Here is an 18,041-nt window from a genome sequence, read left to right as displayed (position 1 = left end):
AACTTTTGAAGATCAATTAATATTTTGTTATACCTCTATTCAATTACTAATTTTTAATCATTTTATATTCTAAAAAATCGATTTTTTAAATACTCAAATATTCCGTTGAAGATTTAAATAGCATTTTAGAGCTTGTCTTCGTTACTAATAATAAAGAGGTAATCATTATTATTTCTAATCGATATCAAGTCACTTAGTTCCGAGGAAAATCAGTATTTTTTTCGTACTTTTGCAAAAAATTTTATAAAAAGATATTCATGTTAACAGTAAATAATTTATCAGTTCAGTTTGGCAAAAGAATTTTGTTTGACGAAGTAAATACAACCTTCACGCACGGTAATATCTACGGAGTTATTGGAGCTAATGGTGCTGGAAAATCAACTTTTCTTAAAATAATTGCAGGCGAAATGGATCCTACAGCAGGACATATTCATTTAGAGCCGGGAAAACGTATGTCGGTTTTAAATCAAAACCACAACATGTTTGATGAGAGCACTGTTCTTGAAACTGTAATGATGGGGAATAAAACCTTGTATGCAATTAAAAAAGAAATGGATGCTTTGTATTTAGATTACAACGATTCAAATGCAGATAGAATAGGGGAGTTACAAGTACAATTTGAAGAGATGAATGGCTGGAATGCAGACTCTGATGCTGCATCTATGTTATCAAATCTTGGAATTAATGAGGAGCACCACTATACATTAATGGGTGATTTAGAAGGAAAAATTAAAGTGCGTGTACTTTTGGCGCAAGCTTTATTTGGAAATCCTGACTTGCTTATTATGGATGAGCCTACCAATGATTTGGATTTTGAGACAATTGCTTGGTTAGAAAATTTCCTTGCAAATTATGAGAATACTGTAATCGTTGTTTCTCACGATAGACACTTTTTAGATTCTGTATGTACACATATTTCTGATATCGATTTTAGTAAAATTAATCACTATTCAGGAAACTACACCTTCTGGTATGAATCAAGCCAATTAGCTGCAAAGCAAAGAGCGCAGCAAAACAAAAAAGCTGAAGAAAAGAAGCAAGAATTAGAAGAATTTATTCGTCGTTTCTCTGCGAATGTAGCCAAATCAAAACAAGCTACTTCTCGTAAAAAAATGATTAGTAAGTTGAATATATCAGAGATAAAACCATCAAGCCGTCGCTATCCAGCAATTATTTTTGATCAAGAGCGTGAAGCAGGTGATCAAATTTTAAATGTGCAAAATCTATGTGCTTCAATTGAAGGAGATGTTTTATTTAAAGGAGTTGACTTGAATATGGCCAAAGGAGATAAGATTGTTCTTTTCTCTAAAGATTCACGTGCAACAACTGCTTTTTATGAAATATTAAATGGAAATAAAAAAGCAGACGATGGTACTTATGATTGGGGAGTAACAACAAATCAAGCCTATTTGCCAGTTGAAAATCACTCTTTTTTTGAGAGCGATTACACACTTGTAGATTGGTTGCGCCAGTGGGTTAAAACAGAGGAGGAACGTGACGAAGTTAACATTCGTAGTTTCCTTGGGAAAATGATTTTCTCTGGTGAAGAAGCTCTGAAAACTTGTAGAGTTTTATCAGGAGGAGAAAAAGTGCGTTGTATGTTGTCTCGAATGATGATGGAGCGTGCTAACGTATTGATGTTAGATGAACCTACAAATCACTTGGATCTTGAATCTATTACCGCATTTAACAATTCATTGAAAAATTATAAAGGTTCTGTGATTTTTACAACTCATGATCATGAATTCTCTCAAACTGTTGCTAATAGAGTTATCGAATTAACACCAAACGGTGCAATTGATAGATACATGACATTTGATGATTATCTTGACGATGAGAAAGTACAAGAATTAAGAGTTAAAATGTATACTGTTTAAAACTAGTAACACTTTTAGCCAAAAAAAATCTCCTAAATGTTTAGGAGATTTTTTTTTGGAATTTATTGAATCTTAAATAGACGATTTAAGAGTGTTGTTTGTTAAAATGGATATCCAATCGCTAAATTGAAAATTAGGTTTTCTTTACGCCATGGACCGCTTCCAAAATCGATCTTATCCATTACCCAGCGATTGCCTTCAGATAAATAAGGTTTGCGTAAAGGAAAAGCAAGATCAGTTCTCAATATCAAGAAAGAGAAGTCAAAACGCAATCCCGCACCTGCACCTACAGCTAACTCACTCATAAACTTTTTAGAAAATTTAGCGCCAGGCTTTTCAACGTTGTCATTAAGCAACCAGATATTTCCTGCATCGATAAATAATGCTCCTTTTACAAGACCGTATATTTTTGCTCTATACTCCGTGTTGAATTCTAATTTAATATCACCAGATTGATCTGGTAAAAATGAATTTGTATTTGTAGAAGCTCCATCAAAACTTCCAGGTCCGATAGAACGAGCCCTAAAGGCTCTAATACTATTTGTTCCACCAATAAAAAACTGCTTAATAAATGGCATTTCACTTGAATTACCATAAGCATATCCAGCTCCTACAATTATTCTACTTGCTATTTGCGAGTCAGGTCCTAATTTATAATAGTGTCTAAAATCATTTTCTATTTTAATAAATTGGCTAAAAGGAACATTAAATACATTTATAGTATCTCCTTTTTTAATATTTGCACCAGTAGCTAGTCCAGTGATATTCCCCGCTAAGTCTACAGTTCCTTTATAATAAAATGTATTCTTTTTTCTTTTTTGAGCAGTGTTTGTATAAGTATAAGAGTAAGTAGGACCAAATATTAACTGTTTCTCAATTACTTTTTCTAAAGACTTATTTTCTACAATTTTGTCGCGATATAATGCTGTAACATTTTGAGGACTAGCATACGTTATTTCAGTAAGATTTAATAAATGTTCTTTTCTATCGCTCTCTTTCCATAAGTATCCAAAAGATCCTTTAAAAGTTTGCAATGAATATAATTTTGTTCTGTTTTGATATTCGTAGCCAAGTGTCAACTTCGTTTTAGGAACAAAACCGCTTGGAGAATCTAATTTAAATGGTGCTACTAATCTTGGCCAAATTAAATTTGCTTCAGATCCAAAACGATATACATTAAAACCGTTATTCTGGCCAGCAACTTGGACTTCGAGACCACCAAAAGCAGAAATAGTTAAGAGCTCTGCACCGCCAAGAGCATTTCGATTACTCCAGTTTAAATTTAATTCTGTTCCTGTGTAATTAGCTGAATTTGTCTTTGCTAACAATTCTAATCGAAGCGATTTTTTTGGTAATGGAGTTAAGTAATAGAAAGCATCAAGATAATTTCCTGTCGTATCAGAAACGGCAAATTGATTTTTCACAAATTTAAAAGTTCCTAAATTCACCAAACGATTTAGCGACAAATTATGATCCGTACGATTGTATAAATCATTTTTTGAGAAATTTAAAGTTCGATCAAAAACTCTTGGATTAAACATACTAGTAGAGTCAATAATAGTAATATCATTGTGTTTTTTAATTGACTTTGTGTTGTCTTTTAAACTGTCTAATCCAATTGTGTAATTTGGATAAACTATAATCTTGTTGATTTTATATGGAGTTTCAGCTAGCGCAGGAGCTTCCTCTTTTATTTTTACAATTAAATCCACTTTGTGATCGGCAACTGTACTATCAATCTGCACTTTTAAATAATCAGGATTAAAGTAAAAATAACCTTTTTCCTTAAGTCTTCCATCAATTCGAATACGCTCAGCCTTTATAACTTCAAGACTGTAAGGATCATCTTTTTTCAATAATGTTCTGCGATTTGTATTTCGTATTGCTGTTGCTAGCACAGTAGAATCAGTTGGGAATTTCACCTCTCTAATAGTGTATTGTCTTGCTGGCTTTACAATATATTCAGCGCTGGCTTTTTTGCCTCTTCTAGTAGAATCTGCAGTAGTTTTAGCATTAAAGTATCCATTATTTTCTGAATAATTTTGCAATACGCTTTTGTTATATTCTAAATCAACTTTGCTGTAAAAAACGGGAGCTTCACCAACTTTATATTTTAACCAATGACGAAATCCCTTATCTTTTGTTGGAGTGGGAGCGATGTTGTAAATGTATAATTTAGGTCGCAGTCCAAGAATAGTTTTATTAGGTTTAGGTCGCACTAAATCTTTCAGTTCACTTTTTAATGCTTTTCTATCTTTCTTACTAATTTCTTTTCCCTCAACATTTACTTTTGCGCCAGTATACAGCAATTCTCCTTCTGGTAAAAACCGAGTGTTGCTGCACGATGATGCCACTGCAGTTAGAAAAATAAAAGATAATAAACGGCTATTATTCATCTGACTTGTCTTTTGATTCTTTTTTTGATTTTTGATTCTCTTTCTTCGTTTTACTTTTTGTAAACAATTCTTTGAATTTGTTGTAATCCAATGTGATTATGAAAGCAACTCCTGTTTCAACAACTTCACCTTGAAGTGCAACTTGATATTTGTTGACACGGTACACTCTCATTTTATACCTTCCATCTTTTGAAATCTGGTAATCTAATGTAACGTCGCCTGCAATATTGTTTGCGTTCTGATTTGCTTGTTGCGGACCTTCAATTCCAAAACTGCTTCCCACGGTAACTTTCAAGCGGTCGTTTAATAATTTCTTAGAAATACCAACATTTAAATCCGTTTTGTTTTCACGCTGACCAGTTGTGTAATCATCAGATGTATCTAAATCGAAGTTTAGTTCAACACCTTCAATTAAATCTCCAGCCAAATTGTTAAGCTGTTGTGATAAAATCTTACTAACACTTTCTCGTGCTAAAGAGGAAACATTTGTTCCACCTGTTTCACTTGCAAATGGGTTTTCACCAATAAAACGATTCAGTAAAAGCAAAGCAAATACTTGCTTGTTCATTTCATCTGGTTGCGAGCGTAACTGCGTTAGTTTCGCTTGTGTAGTATTTATAATTTCTGTTGATACGCTGTTATTTCCGTCTGGAAGAACAACATCAAATGAAATAGTTGGTTTTAATAATTCACCAGTCATTTTCAAGTTGGTTTCAAATGGAATTTTTTGTTTGTATGTATTGCGCACCTCACTAGTTACAGCTCCTAATTGATCGTTAACCAAGTCAATTGGCGCTGCTTCTGTTTTGTAAATTGCAGTTATATTGATATCTGCGAGAGTCGGTTCACCTGTCCAAAGAATATAACTTCCTTCCTTGATATCAAATTTTCTTTTTATCGCATTAAAACTCATTTCGTAGCTACCCTCAGAAAGTTCGTATCGACCAGTAAGTGTAGTTTTTCCAGATGGATCGATACCACCGTTCAACTGCGCTTCACCTTTAAGCTTTAGGAAATCTCCATTTGACTTGTCGATAACCATTGAAAGTTCAGCATCCTTATCAATTTCAATATTTACTGAGGCGTTAATTCCTTTAATGTCCATTTCACTACTTAATTCTTCAAGTGCGAGATCATCTAAAATCATTGGATTATCTTGATCAATAAATTCGACAATACCTTCTCTGTCTGCTATTGACGGATCAGATTGTGGTAGAACAATTGTAAACTTAGTATCCTTATTAATTTTTATATTTCCTTCAACAATAGGGTTGTTTAAATTACCAGTAATTTTTAAATGATTGTCCAAGAATAGCTCACCGTAATATAAATCGTTGTCTTTAGCTTTAGAATTAACGGCTTGGAAATTATCAGCATCAACGGTCAAATTGAAACCGAAATTACTAAAATTAGTACTGTTTATTTTTCCATTAATTGTCAAGTCATTCTCGTTTTGATCTTTGATATTAAACTGATCAAAAATAATAGCATCGCGAGTAAAAGATATTTTATCATTTATCTGCTTAAAAGTCGCGTTTAGAGCAGTCGCTTTAAATCCAATATCGTTAAATTTTAGTTCTCCAATTACTAAAGGCTGGCTAGTGTTTCCTGTTATTCTAAAATTACCATTTAAAAAACCAGTGCTTTCCTTTAGGTTATCTAATGTGAAGCCTTGAATACTTTTTAAATTCAATCTTTGAATATCAAGATTCATGTCAAAAGCACTTTGAGTCGTTTTATAAGATCCATCTAGATTAACCTGATTACCTTGACCGGTTATTTCTACTTTAGCGTCATATTGATTAGCGATTTCGTTATTTACTTTAATACTAATGTTTCCTATAGTATCCTTTTTAAAAGTAAAAGTATCTATTAGCAAATCAGAGGTGAAAAGGGGAGTGGTAGTTAAATTTTTCACCACAGCTTCTCCATTTATTTTACCGGTAAATTGCAAATCATTTTTCTCAACAAAACTTGTAACTGTAGTAATGTCAAAATCATTAAAATCTACTTTTATAGGAGCGTTTTCTGCTTCAGATTGTGATTGGATTTTAATGTGACTTCCTGATTTACTTAAATCAAATTGGCCAACATAAATTCCTTTTTTGCCAAAACGGATTACATTATCATCGTCTATTTTCCAAGGCTCATAATTTAATACTAACTGAGTTGGATCGAAACTTAGCTCATTATATCCATTTGCACCTTTCAAAGTTCCCGCAATTAAATAACGTTCCACTTCTTTTATATCTTTTAACTGCAAAATATAATCTACGATGTTTTTTTCAACTTGACCAGAAATGCTAGTGAATGGTAATTGAATTTTCTTGTTTTGGATATCATCAATAATAAGACTATATAATAAAGCTTTGTCTTCCGTATCAATTTTTACGATTGCATTTGTAATTATATTTTCGCCATATATTAATTTTGGAATTGCTCCATTCAAAACAATCGAATCGTTTACTGAATTGTATCTTCCAGTTAAATTGATAGGTTCCAGACTTTTTAATTCAGGAATCAGTTTAAATAAAATTGGATTGTCTTTCACATTGATAGTAAAAGCTAATTGCTGCTTGTCAACTACTACTTTTTTAGCATTTGGATTACTATCATAATAGGTAGCGATAGAATTTGATAATGCAATTGCGATTTGAGAAAGTTTATACTTTCCATTTACTTCTGCTGATAAAAACGGAGAATCTAACAGCAATGTGTTTTTTTCTGGGCTTGAATTTGCTGCAATATTAATAGAGTCAATTGCAAATTGACCTTTATCATTTACTATGTTTATACTGTGTGCATTTACTATTCCATTTAGATAATCGATATTTGCAGATTGAATATCAGCGTCAACTACACCTCTTATTTTTAAAGGACCAGCGTGTAGATTCAGTTTCTCTAAATCAGCTATATCAACATTTAATTTTAATTTGGCTGTTGGATATTTGTCTCTGAAACTTCCATTACTCACTAAATTAAAAGTCAGATTAGGATCTTTTGCGAAAGCGACTGCATTAAAATCACCATTTTTAATTGCGCCTTTAACATTTAGATTAGTGTAGTTGTATTTGTTAAAATAGGCCTTCAATACATTTGCATTTAAAGAAGCTGTTGCGGTTTTTGGATCAAAACCTGTTCCTTTAATATCTGCTTTTAAAGTTATTTTACCAATAGAGTCATTCTTTATTAACTTACCCAGATCAAATTTGATGAATTCTGTTTTAGCATCGTATTTTTCAAAATTTTTTCTACTTTGATCGAAAGCAGCAATTATTTTTGCAGCACCAAATGTACTTTGTAAATTTAGATTGGTATTGAAATTTGCTATTGTCCCTTTAAAAGTTCCTTTCGCGCTAAATTTAGAAGGTAATTGTATGTTGTTCGGAATTGTTCCTTTGGGTAAAAAACCCATAAAATCTTTTTCGCTAGATTGTAAATCTTTGATATCTAAATTAAAAAATGTTTTGTTGATATCCGGTAAACCAGTGATCGAACCGCTAGCAATTAATTTTGTGTTACCAAATCCGCTGATATCGATTATGGGAAATTCTAAATTTTTTAATTTTCCTTTTATAGCTCCATCAATAGATAGAATTCCGTTAGGATTACTACTAAAAGGATTTGTAGCACTTAAAGTGGGAGCGAAAAGTAATATATCTTTTATTCCAAGTTTACTTTTTTTCAAATTAGCGATAAGGCCAAGTTCACCAGGATTTGAGGCTAGAGAAGCTATTGATGGATAACCTATTCTAATTTCGTCTTTAAGTTCTGTTTGTGGTGTTTTTAAATATAATTTTTTGAAAAAAGCGTTCTTCTTTCCGTAGAAAAACTCTGTGCTTAATGCTTGTATATTTAATCCACTTTTATCTTTCACTGTTAATGACTTTGCAGTTCCAGATATATTTTCAGGATTGTAATTTAGCGAATTAAGTTTTAGATTTAAATTAGTTATATCTAAGTGATTGTAATCAATACCTTTTTGGGATGCTACAACATTATTATTGTCAAAGCGGAAATTGATTCTTTTCAATTCAGTTTCATTAATTTTAAACTGCCAGTTATTAGATTGAGGCTCCGTTGAATCTTTTTTAGTTACAACTTTCACTAATTTTCCTAGAGCTAATTTTCCTTCTACTCCAGTTACCTCTAATTTATCAACTATTGCAAATTGATTGTTCAAATCCATTTTGTCAATCTTGGCAAGAAGCTTTTTTAAGTATAAAGTCGTGGCTAATTTTGTTTCATCACTCGAGTAATCAATATCAATTTTAGCTAAATCAATTTCCCCTAATTTTAAATTTAAGATTGATTCTGGCTCATTTTTAATAGCAGCTTTTTTAGTTTCATTTGATAAAGCGACAATTCCTTGCTTTAGTTTTAATTTTAACCCATTGATTTTTGCCTTCGGAATTTCAAAACTCATATTTTCCAAATCAAAAGTTTTAATCTTTGTTTGGAACTGATTTACATTTGCATATAAATTATTCTTAGTAACAAAATCGTCATATTTAAATAATACACGATCTAGTTTAATTTCTTCTACAGAAAACTGCATCGGCGGTGAGTCAGATTTTTGTTTTTCTGGAGATGCAAAGGCATCAACTATGTATTCGAAATTGAAAATCGCAGAAGAATCTCTATTAATTTTAGCGGTAATTCCCTCTAAGTGTACGGAATTAATCTCGACCTTATTATTCATTAATTGAAATAAACTAATATCTACAGCAAGCTTTTTACCCGAAAAGAGGGTGTCTTTTTTTTGATCTTCAAAATATACGCCTTCAAGAATTACTTTTTTAGGCAGACCAATTTCTATTCGATGAATTCTTACTTTCGTTTTTATCTTGCCTTCTAGATAGGTAACTGCTTTATTTTTAGCAAAATTTTGAACAGATGGAACTTGTAGCGCTACAACTAGTACAAGGAATAGTAGAATTAGTGAACCTACTATCCAAAGTAAAACTTTTAGACTTTTCTTTAAATATTTTTTCAAACGAGACAATTTTTTTTTGGGGTTAAAAATAGCTTATTTATATCAAAATAGCAATTTTGCTTTTGAACACAATTGGCCGTAAAGGTGAGAAAAGTAGAGCAGTATAAATTATAACATTCAGTTTTGAATTTCTAAAATTTAGTGAGTCTAAAAGTCAAATAACTAACTAAGTCTAAAAACAGAATTAGTTAGCCAGTCTATAAACAATTAATTCTTACACTTAAAATGTAATCCTATTAATTAGGAATCAGCTTAAATCGCTTTTTTTAGAGCCGCTAACCATCCTTGAAATTAATCCTTTTTGATTAGTTAATTCAGCTATGAAAACGCCACCTAGGTGTAAGATAATAAAGGAGAGTAAGTAGTAAATGGAGAGCACATGTATTTGCTCCATAGAATCCTTTAGATTTTCAGGTCCTAAAACAATGATTAATCCAGTAGTTAATGATACCGCAATACATAAATAGAAAATGATGTAAACCCAATATTGAAATTTTTCTTTTACGGAGAGCGCTGAATTAAGAGGGCTAGTAAATTTCATTTGACCAAAAAATGGCAGTATCAATCTCAAACTATATAGTCCTACTAAAGCATATCCGATGTAAATATGCCAGTCCCACATTGGTTTTCGTATTTTTTTTGCGAGAATGATTGCTTCTTCTTGTGACAAGGATTGAGAAGTTGTAGCTAAATAATCTTGAATTATTATGGCCATGTTAGTCTTGTTCATCCAAGTTAAACGCAAGAAAATTGTAATTAACATTAAAGTCAAGCAAATTGCAATGGACCAATGCATTATTCTGTAAACCACTGAGTAATTTCTAGTTTTCATAATGGTAATAGTATTTATAGAAGTTCTTAAAATTATATTACTTGACAGAATTTAGAAACATCTGTAGTTTTACAATTTGTATTAGATGCTTATAAAGTCTTCACTTTTAGGAAAAAGGCTAATGGCTTCAACAGCGATTTCAGGTGTTGGATCTGCTATCTTTCTCAGTTTAGTATCCATCCAAGCACCATCTACAGTTATAACTGCGCAAAGATTCCCTTCTTCATTAAGGAACTCATGGATAATGGACCATCTCGCTGCGTCAGGTCTCATCTTAGAGATTTTGGTTTGCATTGTAATTTTATCAGCCAACTTTATTTCTTTTCTAAACACACATTCTTCTCTAAATAGTATAGGTCCAAAATGCTGTTGCTGTAAGACTTTCATTGTCAAACCTAAACTTTCTAATATTTCAATACGATGCTGAGCACCAAAATCGTAGTAAGCGCTATGTCGCACGTGAAAATTAGGGTCTAAATCCGACCAACGTAGCGATATTTGTTTTGTAAAAGATGTCATTTATTATCAGGTTAAATTATATTTTTAGCTTTAAAGTAGGTTAGCCTCGAACAAAATTAACTAAATGATAATTTCTATCACTACTAATTATTGACTTTATTCTTTTACTTCTAATAGTTATGATATAACATTTGTATTAAAGCGATACCTATAATAAATCCAACAATTATAAAAAGAATAATAAAAGAACTTTTTGGTGACTGTATTACTGCAACATTGTCAATAAATAAGTCCATTACAACTCCATTCGAACCATACCCTAAGATTATCTTACAATCTGCTTCCTTACCGTTTTTTAGGATTTTAAAGGTATGGGTGCCACCACTAATTGAATTTTTTTCTGATACGATAACTCCATTTAATTTGATTGTCTCTTTTCCTAAATAGGAGTTGAAGATTTCAATTTTATTATCGTCAAATTGAACGGTAGAAAATTTCATAATTTTAAATTTCTTCAAACATAGAACTTAGTTGGTGATTTGTACTAATAATCTTTAAAAATTTAATTATTTAATAAACATTATTAGACGATTAAAGAGTGCTGATTGCTTAAGTAGTAAAGCTCGAAGTGCGTTCCTTTAATAGTGAAATGTACCATTATATAAGTATGTCAGTCAGTCTGAAATGTCATATTGTCATATTAATTATTATGGATTTTAACATAAACTGACATTTTAATAGGGTCATTTGTATTGGCACAAAGATTGACTTAATGACTGCGAGTGAATAAAACTAATATACAATAAAATTAAATATATTAAAAATGGGTAAAATAATCGGAATTGATTTAGGTACGACAAACTCTTGTGTTTCTGTAATGGAAGGTAATGAAGCAGTTGTTATTCCTAATGCAGAAGGAAAAAGAACAACACCATCTATCATCGCTTTTGTTGAAGGTGGAGAAATTAAAGTAGGAGATCCTGCTAAGAGACAAGCGGTAACTAATCCAACTAAGACTATTGCTTCTATCAAACGTTTTATGGGTCATTCTTTTAGCGAAGTTTCTTCAGAGTCTAAAAGAGTTTCTTACAAGTTAGTAAAAGGAGATAACAATACACCACGTGTTGATATTGATGGTCGTCTTTATACTGCGCAAGAATTGTCAGCAATGACTCTTCAAAAAATGAAAAAAACTGCTGAAGACTATTTAGGTCAAACAGTTACTGAAGCAGTTATTACTGTTCCTGCTTACTTTAATGATGCACAACGTCAAGCTACAAAAGAAGCTGGTGAAATTGCAGGACTTAAAGTTATGCGTATCATCAACGAGCCTACAGCTGCAGCTTTAGCTTACGGATTAGATAAAAAAGGAAAAGATCAAAAAATTGCTGTTTACGATTTAGGTGGAGGTACATTTGATATTTCTGTTCTTGAATTAGGAGACGGAGTTTTTGAAGTATTGTCTACAAACGGAGATACTCACTTAGGTGGAGATGATTTTGACCACGAAATTATTGACTGGTTAGCTGCTGACTTCATGAAAGAAGAAGGTATTGACTTACGTCTTGATCCAATGTCATTACAACGTTTGAAAGAAGCTGCTGAAAAAGCTAAAATTGAATTGTCTTCTTCTGCTGAAACTGAAATCAACTTACCTTACGTAACTGCTACAGCTTCAGGACCAAAACACTTAGTTAAAAAATTAACTAGATCACAATTTGAAAAATTAACTGATGCTTTAGTAAAACGTTCTATGGAACCAGTTGCTAAATCATTGAAAGATGCAGGTTTATCTGTTTCTGATATTGACGAAGTTATTCTTGTAGGAGGTTCAACTCGTATGCCAAGAATCGCTGAAGAAGTTGAAAAATTCTTTGGTAAAAAAGCGTCTAAAGGAGTTAACCCTGATGAAGTTGTTGCAATTGGAGCAGCTATTCAAGGTGGAGTTCTTTCTGGAGATGTAAAAGATGTATTGTTACTTGACGTTACACCTTTATCTTTAGGTATCGAAACTATGGGTGGAGTTATGACTACATTAATTGAGTCTAATACTACTATTCCAACTAAGAAATCTCAAGTTTTCTCAACTGCTGCTGATTCTCAACCAACTGTTGAACTACACGTTCTTCAAGGAGCTAGAGCAATGGCTGCTGATAACAAAACTATCGGTCGTTTCAACTTAGACGGTATTCCACCAGCACCAAGAGGTGTTCCACAAATTGAAGTAACTTTTGATATTGATGCTAATGGTATCATCAAAGTTTCTGCAACTGATAAAGGAACTGGAAAATCTCACGATATTCGTATCGAAGCTTCTTCTGGATTAACATCTGAAGAAATCGAAAGAATGAAACAAGATGCTGAAGCTAATGCTGAGTCTGACAAAATCGCAAGATCTAGAGCAGAAAAATTGAACGAAGCTGATGGAATGATCTTCCAAACTGAAACTCAATTAAAAGAACTTGGTTCTAAATTAGCTGATGATCATAAAGTTGCTGTAGAGTACGCTTTAACTGAATTAAGAATGGCTCACCAATCTCAAGACATCGAAGCTATTCAAACTGCGCTTGATAACATCAACGCAGCATGGAAAACAGCTACTGAAGCAATGTATGCTCAAGGAGAACAAGGTCAACAAGAAGCTGCGCCACAAGGTGAAGCTACTCAAGGAGACAATGTTGAAGACGTTGAATTTGAAGAAGTAAAATAAGCAGAAAATCAATTTTGTATAACAAAATTGTATGAATTGCTTATCCCGATTTTTATCGGGATATAATAAAGAGAAACCGTTCACTCAAAGTGAACGGTTTTTTTATGCTCTTTATTCTAATGCGTTCTTTTGTCCAAACATTTTATTTATAACTAAGGTATGAGGAAATGTGATAGCTGCTAGAAACGAAAAAAACAAGGCATTGAATAATTCTTCATCCTGATAAAAATAGTAAATAATCGAAATTCCAATTATTGATACTAACCAATATGCTCCAGCAGATTTGCAATAACTAAAAAAGTTCTGAAAAGTAAAGGACTTGTTCAAAAATTTAATTTGATCTATAATTGAAGGTATACTATGCCATATAACGAAATAAATTGCAAATCCCCAAATTAGACTGGATGATTTAAATAATATTGAAAACACAACTAGAAAGAATAACTCTAAAAGTATCTTTTTTCTAATTTTTTCTATTTTCCAGAAAAAATAAACACTCATACTAAGAAATAGGGCAGTCGAGATTTGAAGGGATATTAAAAATATTTCCGTCGAAATAGTAGTTTGCGTAATCGTTTCAATTATTCCTTGTACTTGTTCGCTATGAAAATTAAAAAGCAATAGGAGAATTATCAGTCCATATAAAGATTGGTACAGTAATAACAATGATTTTGGAATATGGTTATCTAAATTTTGCCATTGCTGTTCTCCAAAGTGATTTGCGCTGACTATTATGAAGAGCAGAAGTGCAAACAGCGGAATTAAATAAAAAATTAGTATGCCTGCTAAAACAATAATTACATAATAGGTAAAGATTTTTAGCCATGAATTAGATTTGTTTTCTGCGCTTATATTTTTTATTAACAATAAATCATTGGCACCATGTAGTATTCCAAATGAAAATATCAGCATAAATCCCATAATTACCTGATGTTTATCAGATAGAAAAGAATCCATCCATAGAGCAAAAAAGCTTGCTACGATTGCGATGTTAGTGTAATTTTTCATTTGCTTTTATTATTGTTTAAAAATAGTTAAAAAAACTTAAACAAAAACACTTATTATTGTTTAACTTTTTATACATTTGAATAAACAAAAACCATTTAAATTTTCACTTATGACAAACTTTATGTTTATTTCAGCATTGGTTGGTAAATTACTACCAACAGATTATGTAGGTTTTACATTTTTTGTAGGCTGCATGGCCATGATGGCTGCATCAGCATTTTTCTTTCTATCATTAAGCCAATTCGACAGGAAATGGCGTACATCCGTTTTAGTTTCTGGTTTAATTACTTTTATTGCAGCAGTGCATTATTTCTACATGAGAGATTACTGGGCGACTTTTGGAGAATCTCCAACTTTCTTCCGTTACGTTGACTGGGTATTAACTGTACCGTTGATGTGTTTAGAGTTTTATCTAATATTAAAGGTAGCAGGAGCAAAACAATCGTTATTATGGAAAATGATTCTTTACTCTATAGTAATGCTAGTTACAGGTTATATTGGAGAAGTAATTGCTCCAGATAGTGCTGCTTTATGGGGATTCATTTCTGGAGCTGCTTATTTCTTAATCGTGTATGAAATTTGGTTAGGTGAAGCTTCAAAACTAGCTGCTGCAGCTGGAGGAGAAATACAAAAAGCGCACAAAATTCTCTGTTGGTTCGTACTAGTTGGTTGGTCAATTTATCCATTAGGATATATGATGGGAACAACAGGATGGTACAACGGATTTATTCCATCAGGTAATATTGATGTTGTATATAACATTGCTGATGCTATTAATAAAATAGGATTTGGTTTAGTTATCTACAGCTTAGCAGTTAAATACCAAAAAGATTAAGTTTATTGGTTGTTTATTTTAAGTGGAAAGCCAGACTATTTATAGTCTGGCTTTTTTATTAGAATCAAAAAACCCGACTTATAATTATATAAGTCAGGTTTTATTTTATAAAACCACTAAGTAGTGCTTTCTCAATTATAAAATATTTTATTTTGGATCTAATGCTAAACTAATTCTAGAAATTAAATCAAGAACGTGAAACTTGCTCATTCGATCACTCATTCTACCAGATGACGTCTTTAAGTCGTTTCTCAATGCAATTAACTGTCCTCTTGCAACTGATGGTAAATCAGTTTGAGATAAATTAACTTTTTTTGTCGAGAAGCCGTACGTTACTCCCACAGGTACAGATCTCACAGTAGCTGTCCCAGGTTTTAGTAATTCTACTAGTTTGTCAACGTAAAGTTTTTGGATATTTCGTCTGTAAATATCTATAGATCCGCTGCCTTTTAACTCTAAAAAAATACCTTTATTCAAATCAGTAATTAATTCGTCAACAGAATAATTGTCTTTGCTGATGCTAGAAGATTCTAATAAACGAACCATTCTATCTCCCGCTAGCAAGCTACTTAAGGTTGCATCTTGCATTGACTTTACAGCTTCAACGCCACTTTCTGGATTTATTTTAGAAAGAATATCTTGATTCAATAACCATTTTGGAGTCGTAAATAATTGTGTATTTAAAAAAGTAACTGCATCTTTTTGAATGCTTTTTGGAACAACCGTAAATTGATTTCCAGTCATATCGTAAGTCTTTGGAGAATCATAGATTCCACCTACGTTTTTAGTAACATGACCCATATATCTTCTAAATTGTCCTGTTAAAGCAGTGTATAGTTCATCAAGCTCACTATAACTTTCTCCTTTTTCTGTAGACCATTCTAGTAAATTAGGAAGAATTCTTTTTAGATTTTTAATTCCGTATTCTGAAGCTCTCATTGCATTGTCTCCAATATCCTCAGTTTGATATCTAGGATCATACGGGCTAGTTTCAGTTCCAAACCACAAGCGATTGTTCTTGTAAGCTTCCTTAGTCATTTCATTTAAAATAGCTTTTTCTGCTTTTTCTGTTTTTGCATCTTCAAAATAAGAGTAACCCCATTTGATAGCCCATTTGTCGTAATCACCAATTTTTGGAAAAAAGTCAGTTACCCCATCTTCTGGCTGCGCTACGTAATTAAATCGTGCATAATCCATAATAGAAGAAGTATGACCATTTTTTGCCACGAAATCTTTGTCTCTTAATTTTTCCACTGGTGTCGCAGAACTTGCACCCATATTGTGACGTAATCCTAATGTATGTCCTACTTCATGAGAGGATACAAATCGAATTAATTCACCCATTAGTTTATCATCAAATTTCTTAGCTCTTGCTTCTGGATTTGCAGCAGCTGTTTGAATTAAATACCAGTTTCTTAATAGGCTCATAATGTTGTGATACCAACCAATATGGCTCTCTAATATTTCTCCACTTCTAGGATCGTGAACATTAGGTCCGTATGCATTTTGTATTTCTGCAGCGAAATATCTCAATACTGAAAAACGCGCATCTTCTAAACTCATCGTAGGATCATTTTCTGGCCAATATTCCCCGCGAATTGCATTTTTCCAACCTGCAGCTTCAAAAGCAACCTGCCAATCATCAATTCCTTGTTTGATGTATTTTTTCCATTTTTCAGGAGTTGCGGGGTCGATATAATAAACAATTGGTTTCAATGGCTCAATTAATTCGCCATTTTTTTGTTTTTGAGCATCTTCAGTAGATTTAGGCTCTAAGCGCCATCTTACCGCAAAGACTTTCGTATCTGATTTTTGTGATTCTTCTTCAAAAACACCAAATTGATTTGCAAAATAACCTACGCGAGCATCAAATTCTCTTTTTCGCATTGGCGTTTTAGGCAATAAAATCATCGAAGTGTTCATTTCCATAGTCACAACACCAGCATCAAGTGCCGAAGGTAAATCAATTCCTATCTTAGGTGTTGGCGTTGCATTAATTCGTGGTGGAGTAGTTGTAAATGTTTTTACGCTTCTAATCTCAGTATTGATTGGGAAGCTACTCACTTTAGAAATAAATGATCTGTCTTTTTGAAATGCTTGTATGTTTAACATTTGCTTCTTTATTGGATCTAAAGAAAAAGTTTGAACATCAGCGTCAAAAGTCGTAGATAAATCAAGAACGTATCCAGTTATTTTACCATCTGCATCTTTTTTATAGGCTAGTACATCGTAGTTACCGATGATTGGATCAGATGTAGAATTTTTTACGGCTTGTGCCAAAGGTTTGTCCTCATCCGGAGACATAATAACGTAAGTAATAGATCTTAAAAGAATGTTGTTATTCATTCCTTTTTCCCAACGAACCACTTGTCTATTGATTTCTTCACCACCAAAGATTGCTCCTCCAGCAGGAGTTTTAGAATAGCGAGTGATGGTCATCATTTCACTTCCTAGTATAGAATCAGGAATTTCAAACAGATACTTTTTATCTACTTTATGAACAATGATCAAACCGTTTTGTGTCACTGCTGTAGAATCAATAACTTTCTTGTACGGTTTAGGTTCTTTTTTAGCATCAGCGGCCTTTGGGTCCACTTTTGCAACTGCATTTTTCGCTGCTTTTTTCTCTTTTCTACTTTGAGCAAAAGTTTCACTTGCTGAAAAAAGGAAAAGACAAACAATAATTAAAGATAATTTTTTTTTAATCATTTAGTTATACTTCTAATGGTTTATAAATAAGTTAAAATAAAAAAATAGTTACGCAAAAAGTAACTATCGATTTCCAAATCTATCAATATAATTTTCAATTTTCTAGTGGTAAAATTTAAATATAAAAAATTAACTAAAATTAACAAATGTTCATTAAACGCTGTAAAGTGAATATTACATGATTTATCTCATATAGTAAATAGGTATTTATCCCTATTT

Annotated in this window: 10 protein-coding genes; 3 read left to right on the top strand and 7 right to left on the bottom strand. The window is 32.2% G+C overall.

Annotation, left to right across the window (positions count from 1 at the left end; all coding sequences use genetic code 11):
* The first annotated feature begins 257 nt into the window (after positions 1–257).
* Positions 258–1,877 (top strand): ABC-F family ATP-binding cassette domain-containing protein, encoded by a 1,620-nt coding sequence (locus tag BC961_RS08490; protein WP_121925420.1) that lies wholly within the window; start codon positions 258–260, stop codon positions 1,875–1,877.
* Positions 1,878–1,978: 101 nt separating this feature from the next.
* Here the strand turns inward: BC961_RS08490 and tamL are convergent, their stop codons facing one another.
* The 5 genes from tamL to BC961_RS08465 form a co-directional block, all read right to left on the bottom strand.
* Entirely contained in the window at positions 1,979–4,273 is a 2,295-nt protein-coding gene (tamL, locus tag BC961_RS08485) for a translocation and assembly module lipoprotein TamL (protein ID WP_121925419.1), read from the bottom strand.
* A complete protein-coding gene (locus BC961_RS08480) occupies positions 4,266–9,269 on the bottom strand; it encodes a translocation/assembly module TamB domain-containing protein (RefSeq protein ID WP_121925692.1) in 5,004 nt (1,667 codons plus the stop codon). The genes tamL and BC961_RS08480 overlap by 8 nt, the downstream gene beginning before the upstream one ends.
* 247 nt (positions 9,270–9,516) lie before the next feature.
* Entirely contained in the window at positions 9,517–10,101 is a 585-nt protein-coding gene (locus BC961_RS08475; protein ID WP_121925418.1) for a cytochrome b/b6 domain-containing protein, read from the bottom strand.
* A gap of 81 nt (positions 10,102–10,182) precedes the next feature.
* The gene (locus BC961_RS08470) at positions 10,183–10,620 is read right to left on the bottom strand and encodes an acyl-CoA thioesterase (protein ID WP_121925417.1); all 438 of its coding nucleotides are present in this window, start codon (positions 10,618–10,620) and stop codon (positions 10,183–10,185) included.
* Between the two features lie 110 nt (positions 10,621–10,730).
* On the bottom strand, positions 10,731–11,060 hold the full coding sequence (locus BC961_RS08465; protein ID WP_121925416.1) for a hypothetical protein: 330 nt from the start codon (positions 11,058–11,060) through the stop codon (positions 10,731–10,733).
* A gap of 323 nt (positions 11,061–11,383) precedes the next feature.
* Between BC961_RS08465 and dnaK the strand changes: the two genes are divergently transcribed.
* Positions 11,384–13,270 (top strand): molecular chaperone DnaK, encoded by a 1,887-nt coding sequence (gene dnaK, locus BC961_RS08460; protein ID WP_121925415.1) that lies wholly within the window; start codon positions 11,384–11,386, stop codon positions 13,268–13,270.
* A 111-nt stretch (positions 13,271–13,381) separates the two neighbouring features.
* Here the strand turns inward: dnaK and BC961_RS08455 are convergent, their stop codons facing one another.
* A complete protein-coding gene (locus BC961_RS08455; protein WP_121925414.1) occupies positions 13,382–14,278 on the bottom strand; it encodes a Brp/Blh family beta-carotene 15,15'-dioxygenase in 897 nt (298 codons plus the stop codon).
* Positions 14,279–14,387: 109 nt separating this feature from the next.
* On the opposite strand from BC961_RS08455, the gene BC961_RS08450 reads away from it, so the two are divergent.
* Positions 14,388–15,113, top strand: a complete 726-nt coding sequence (locus BC961_RS08450) for a bacteriorhodopsin-like (RefSeq protein WP_121925413.1) — start codon at positions 14,388–14,390, stop codon at positions 15,111–15,113.
* Between the two features lie 147 nt (positions 15,114–15,260).
* Here the strand turns inward: BC961_RS08450 and BC961_RS08445 are convergent, their stop codons facing one another.
* A complete protein-coding gene (locus BC961_RS08445; RefSeq protein ID WP_121925412.1) occupies positions 15,261–17,822 on the bottom strand; it encodes a zinc-dependent metalloprotease in 2,562 nt (853 codons plus the stop codon).
* Positions 17,823–18,041: the final 219 nt, after the last annotated feature.

Origin of the sequence: Flavobacterium weaverense, assembly GCF_003688495.1 — a bacterium.
GTDB classification, from domain to species: domain Bacteria; phylum Bacteroidota; class Bacteroidia; order Flavobacteriales; family Flavobacteriaceae; genus Flavobacterium; species Flavobacterium weaverense.
The sequence above is the reverse complement of the archived record's forward strand: the minus strand, read 5'-3'. Positions and strand labels throughout refer to the sequence as shown.

What these genes read in the sequence shown, in the direction of transcription:
- BC961_RS08490 (WP_121925420.1), top strand. Translation starts at nt 258, where the DNA reads ATGTTAACAGTAAATAATTTATCAGTTCAGTTTGGCAAAAGAATTTTG.
- tamL (WP_121925419.1), bottom strand. Translation starts at nt 4,273, where the DNA reads ATGAATAATAGCCGTTTATTATCTTTTATTTTTCTAACTGCAGTGGCA.
- BC961_RS08475 (WP_121925418.1), bottom strand. Translation starts at nt 10,101, where the DNA reads ATGAAAACTAGAAATTACTCAGTGGTTTACAGAATAATGCATTGGTCC.
- BC961_RS08470 (WP_121925417.1), bottom strand. Translation starts at nt 10,620, where the DNA reads ATGACATCTTTTACAAAACAAATATCGCTACGTTGGTCGGATTTAGAC.
- BC961_RS08465 (WP_121925416.1), bottom strand. Translation starts at nt 11,060, where the DNA reads ATGAAATTTTCTACCGTTCAATTTGACGATAATAAAATTGAAATCTTC.
- dnaK (WP_121925415.1), top strand. Translation starts at nt 11,384, where the DNA reads ATGGGTAAAATAATCGGAATTGATTTAGGTACGACAAACTCTTGTGTT.
- BC961_RS08455 (WP_121925414.1), bottom strand. Translation starts at nt 14,278, where the DNA reads ATGAAAAATTACACTAACATCGCAATCGTAGCAAGCTTTTTTGCTCTA.
- BC961_RS08450 (WP_121925413.1), top strand. Translation starts at nt 14,388, where the DNA reads ATGACAAACTTTATGTTTATTTCAGCATTGGTTGGTAAATTACTACCA.
- BC961_RS08445 (WP_121925412.1), bottom strand. Translation starts at nt 17,822, where the DNA reads ATGATTAAAAAAAAATTATCTTTAATTATTGTTTGTCTTTTCCTTTTT.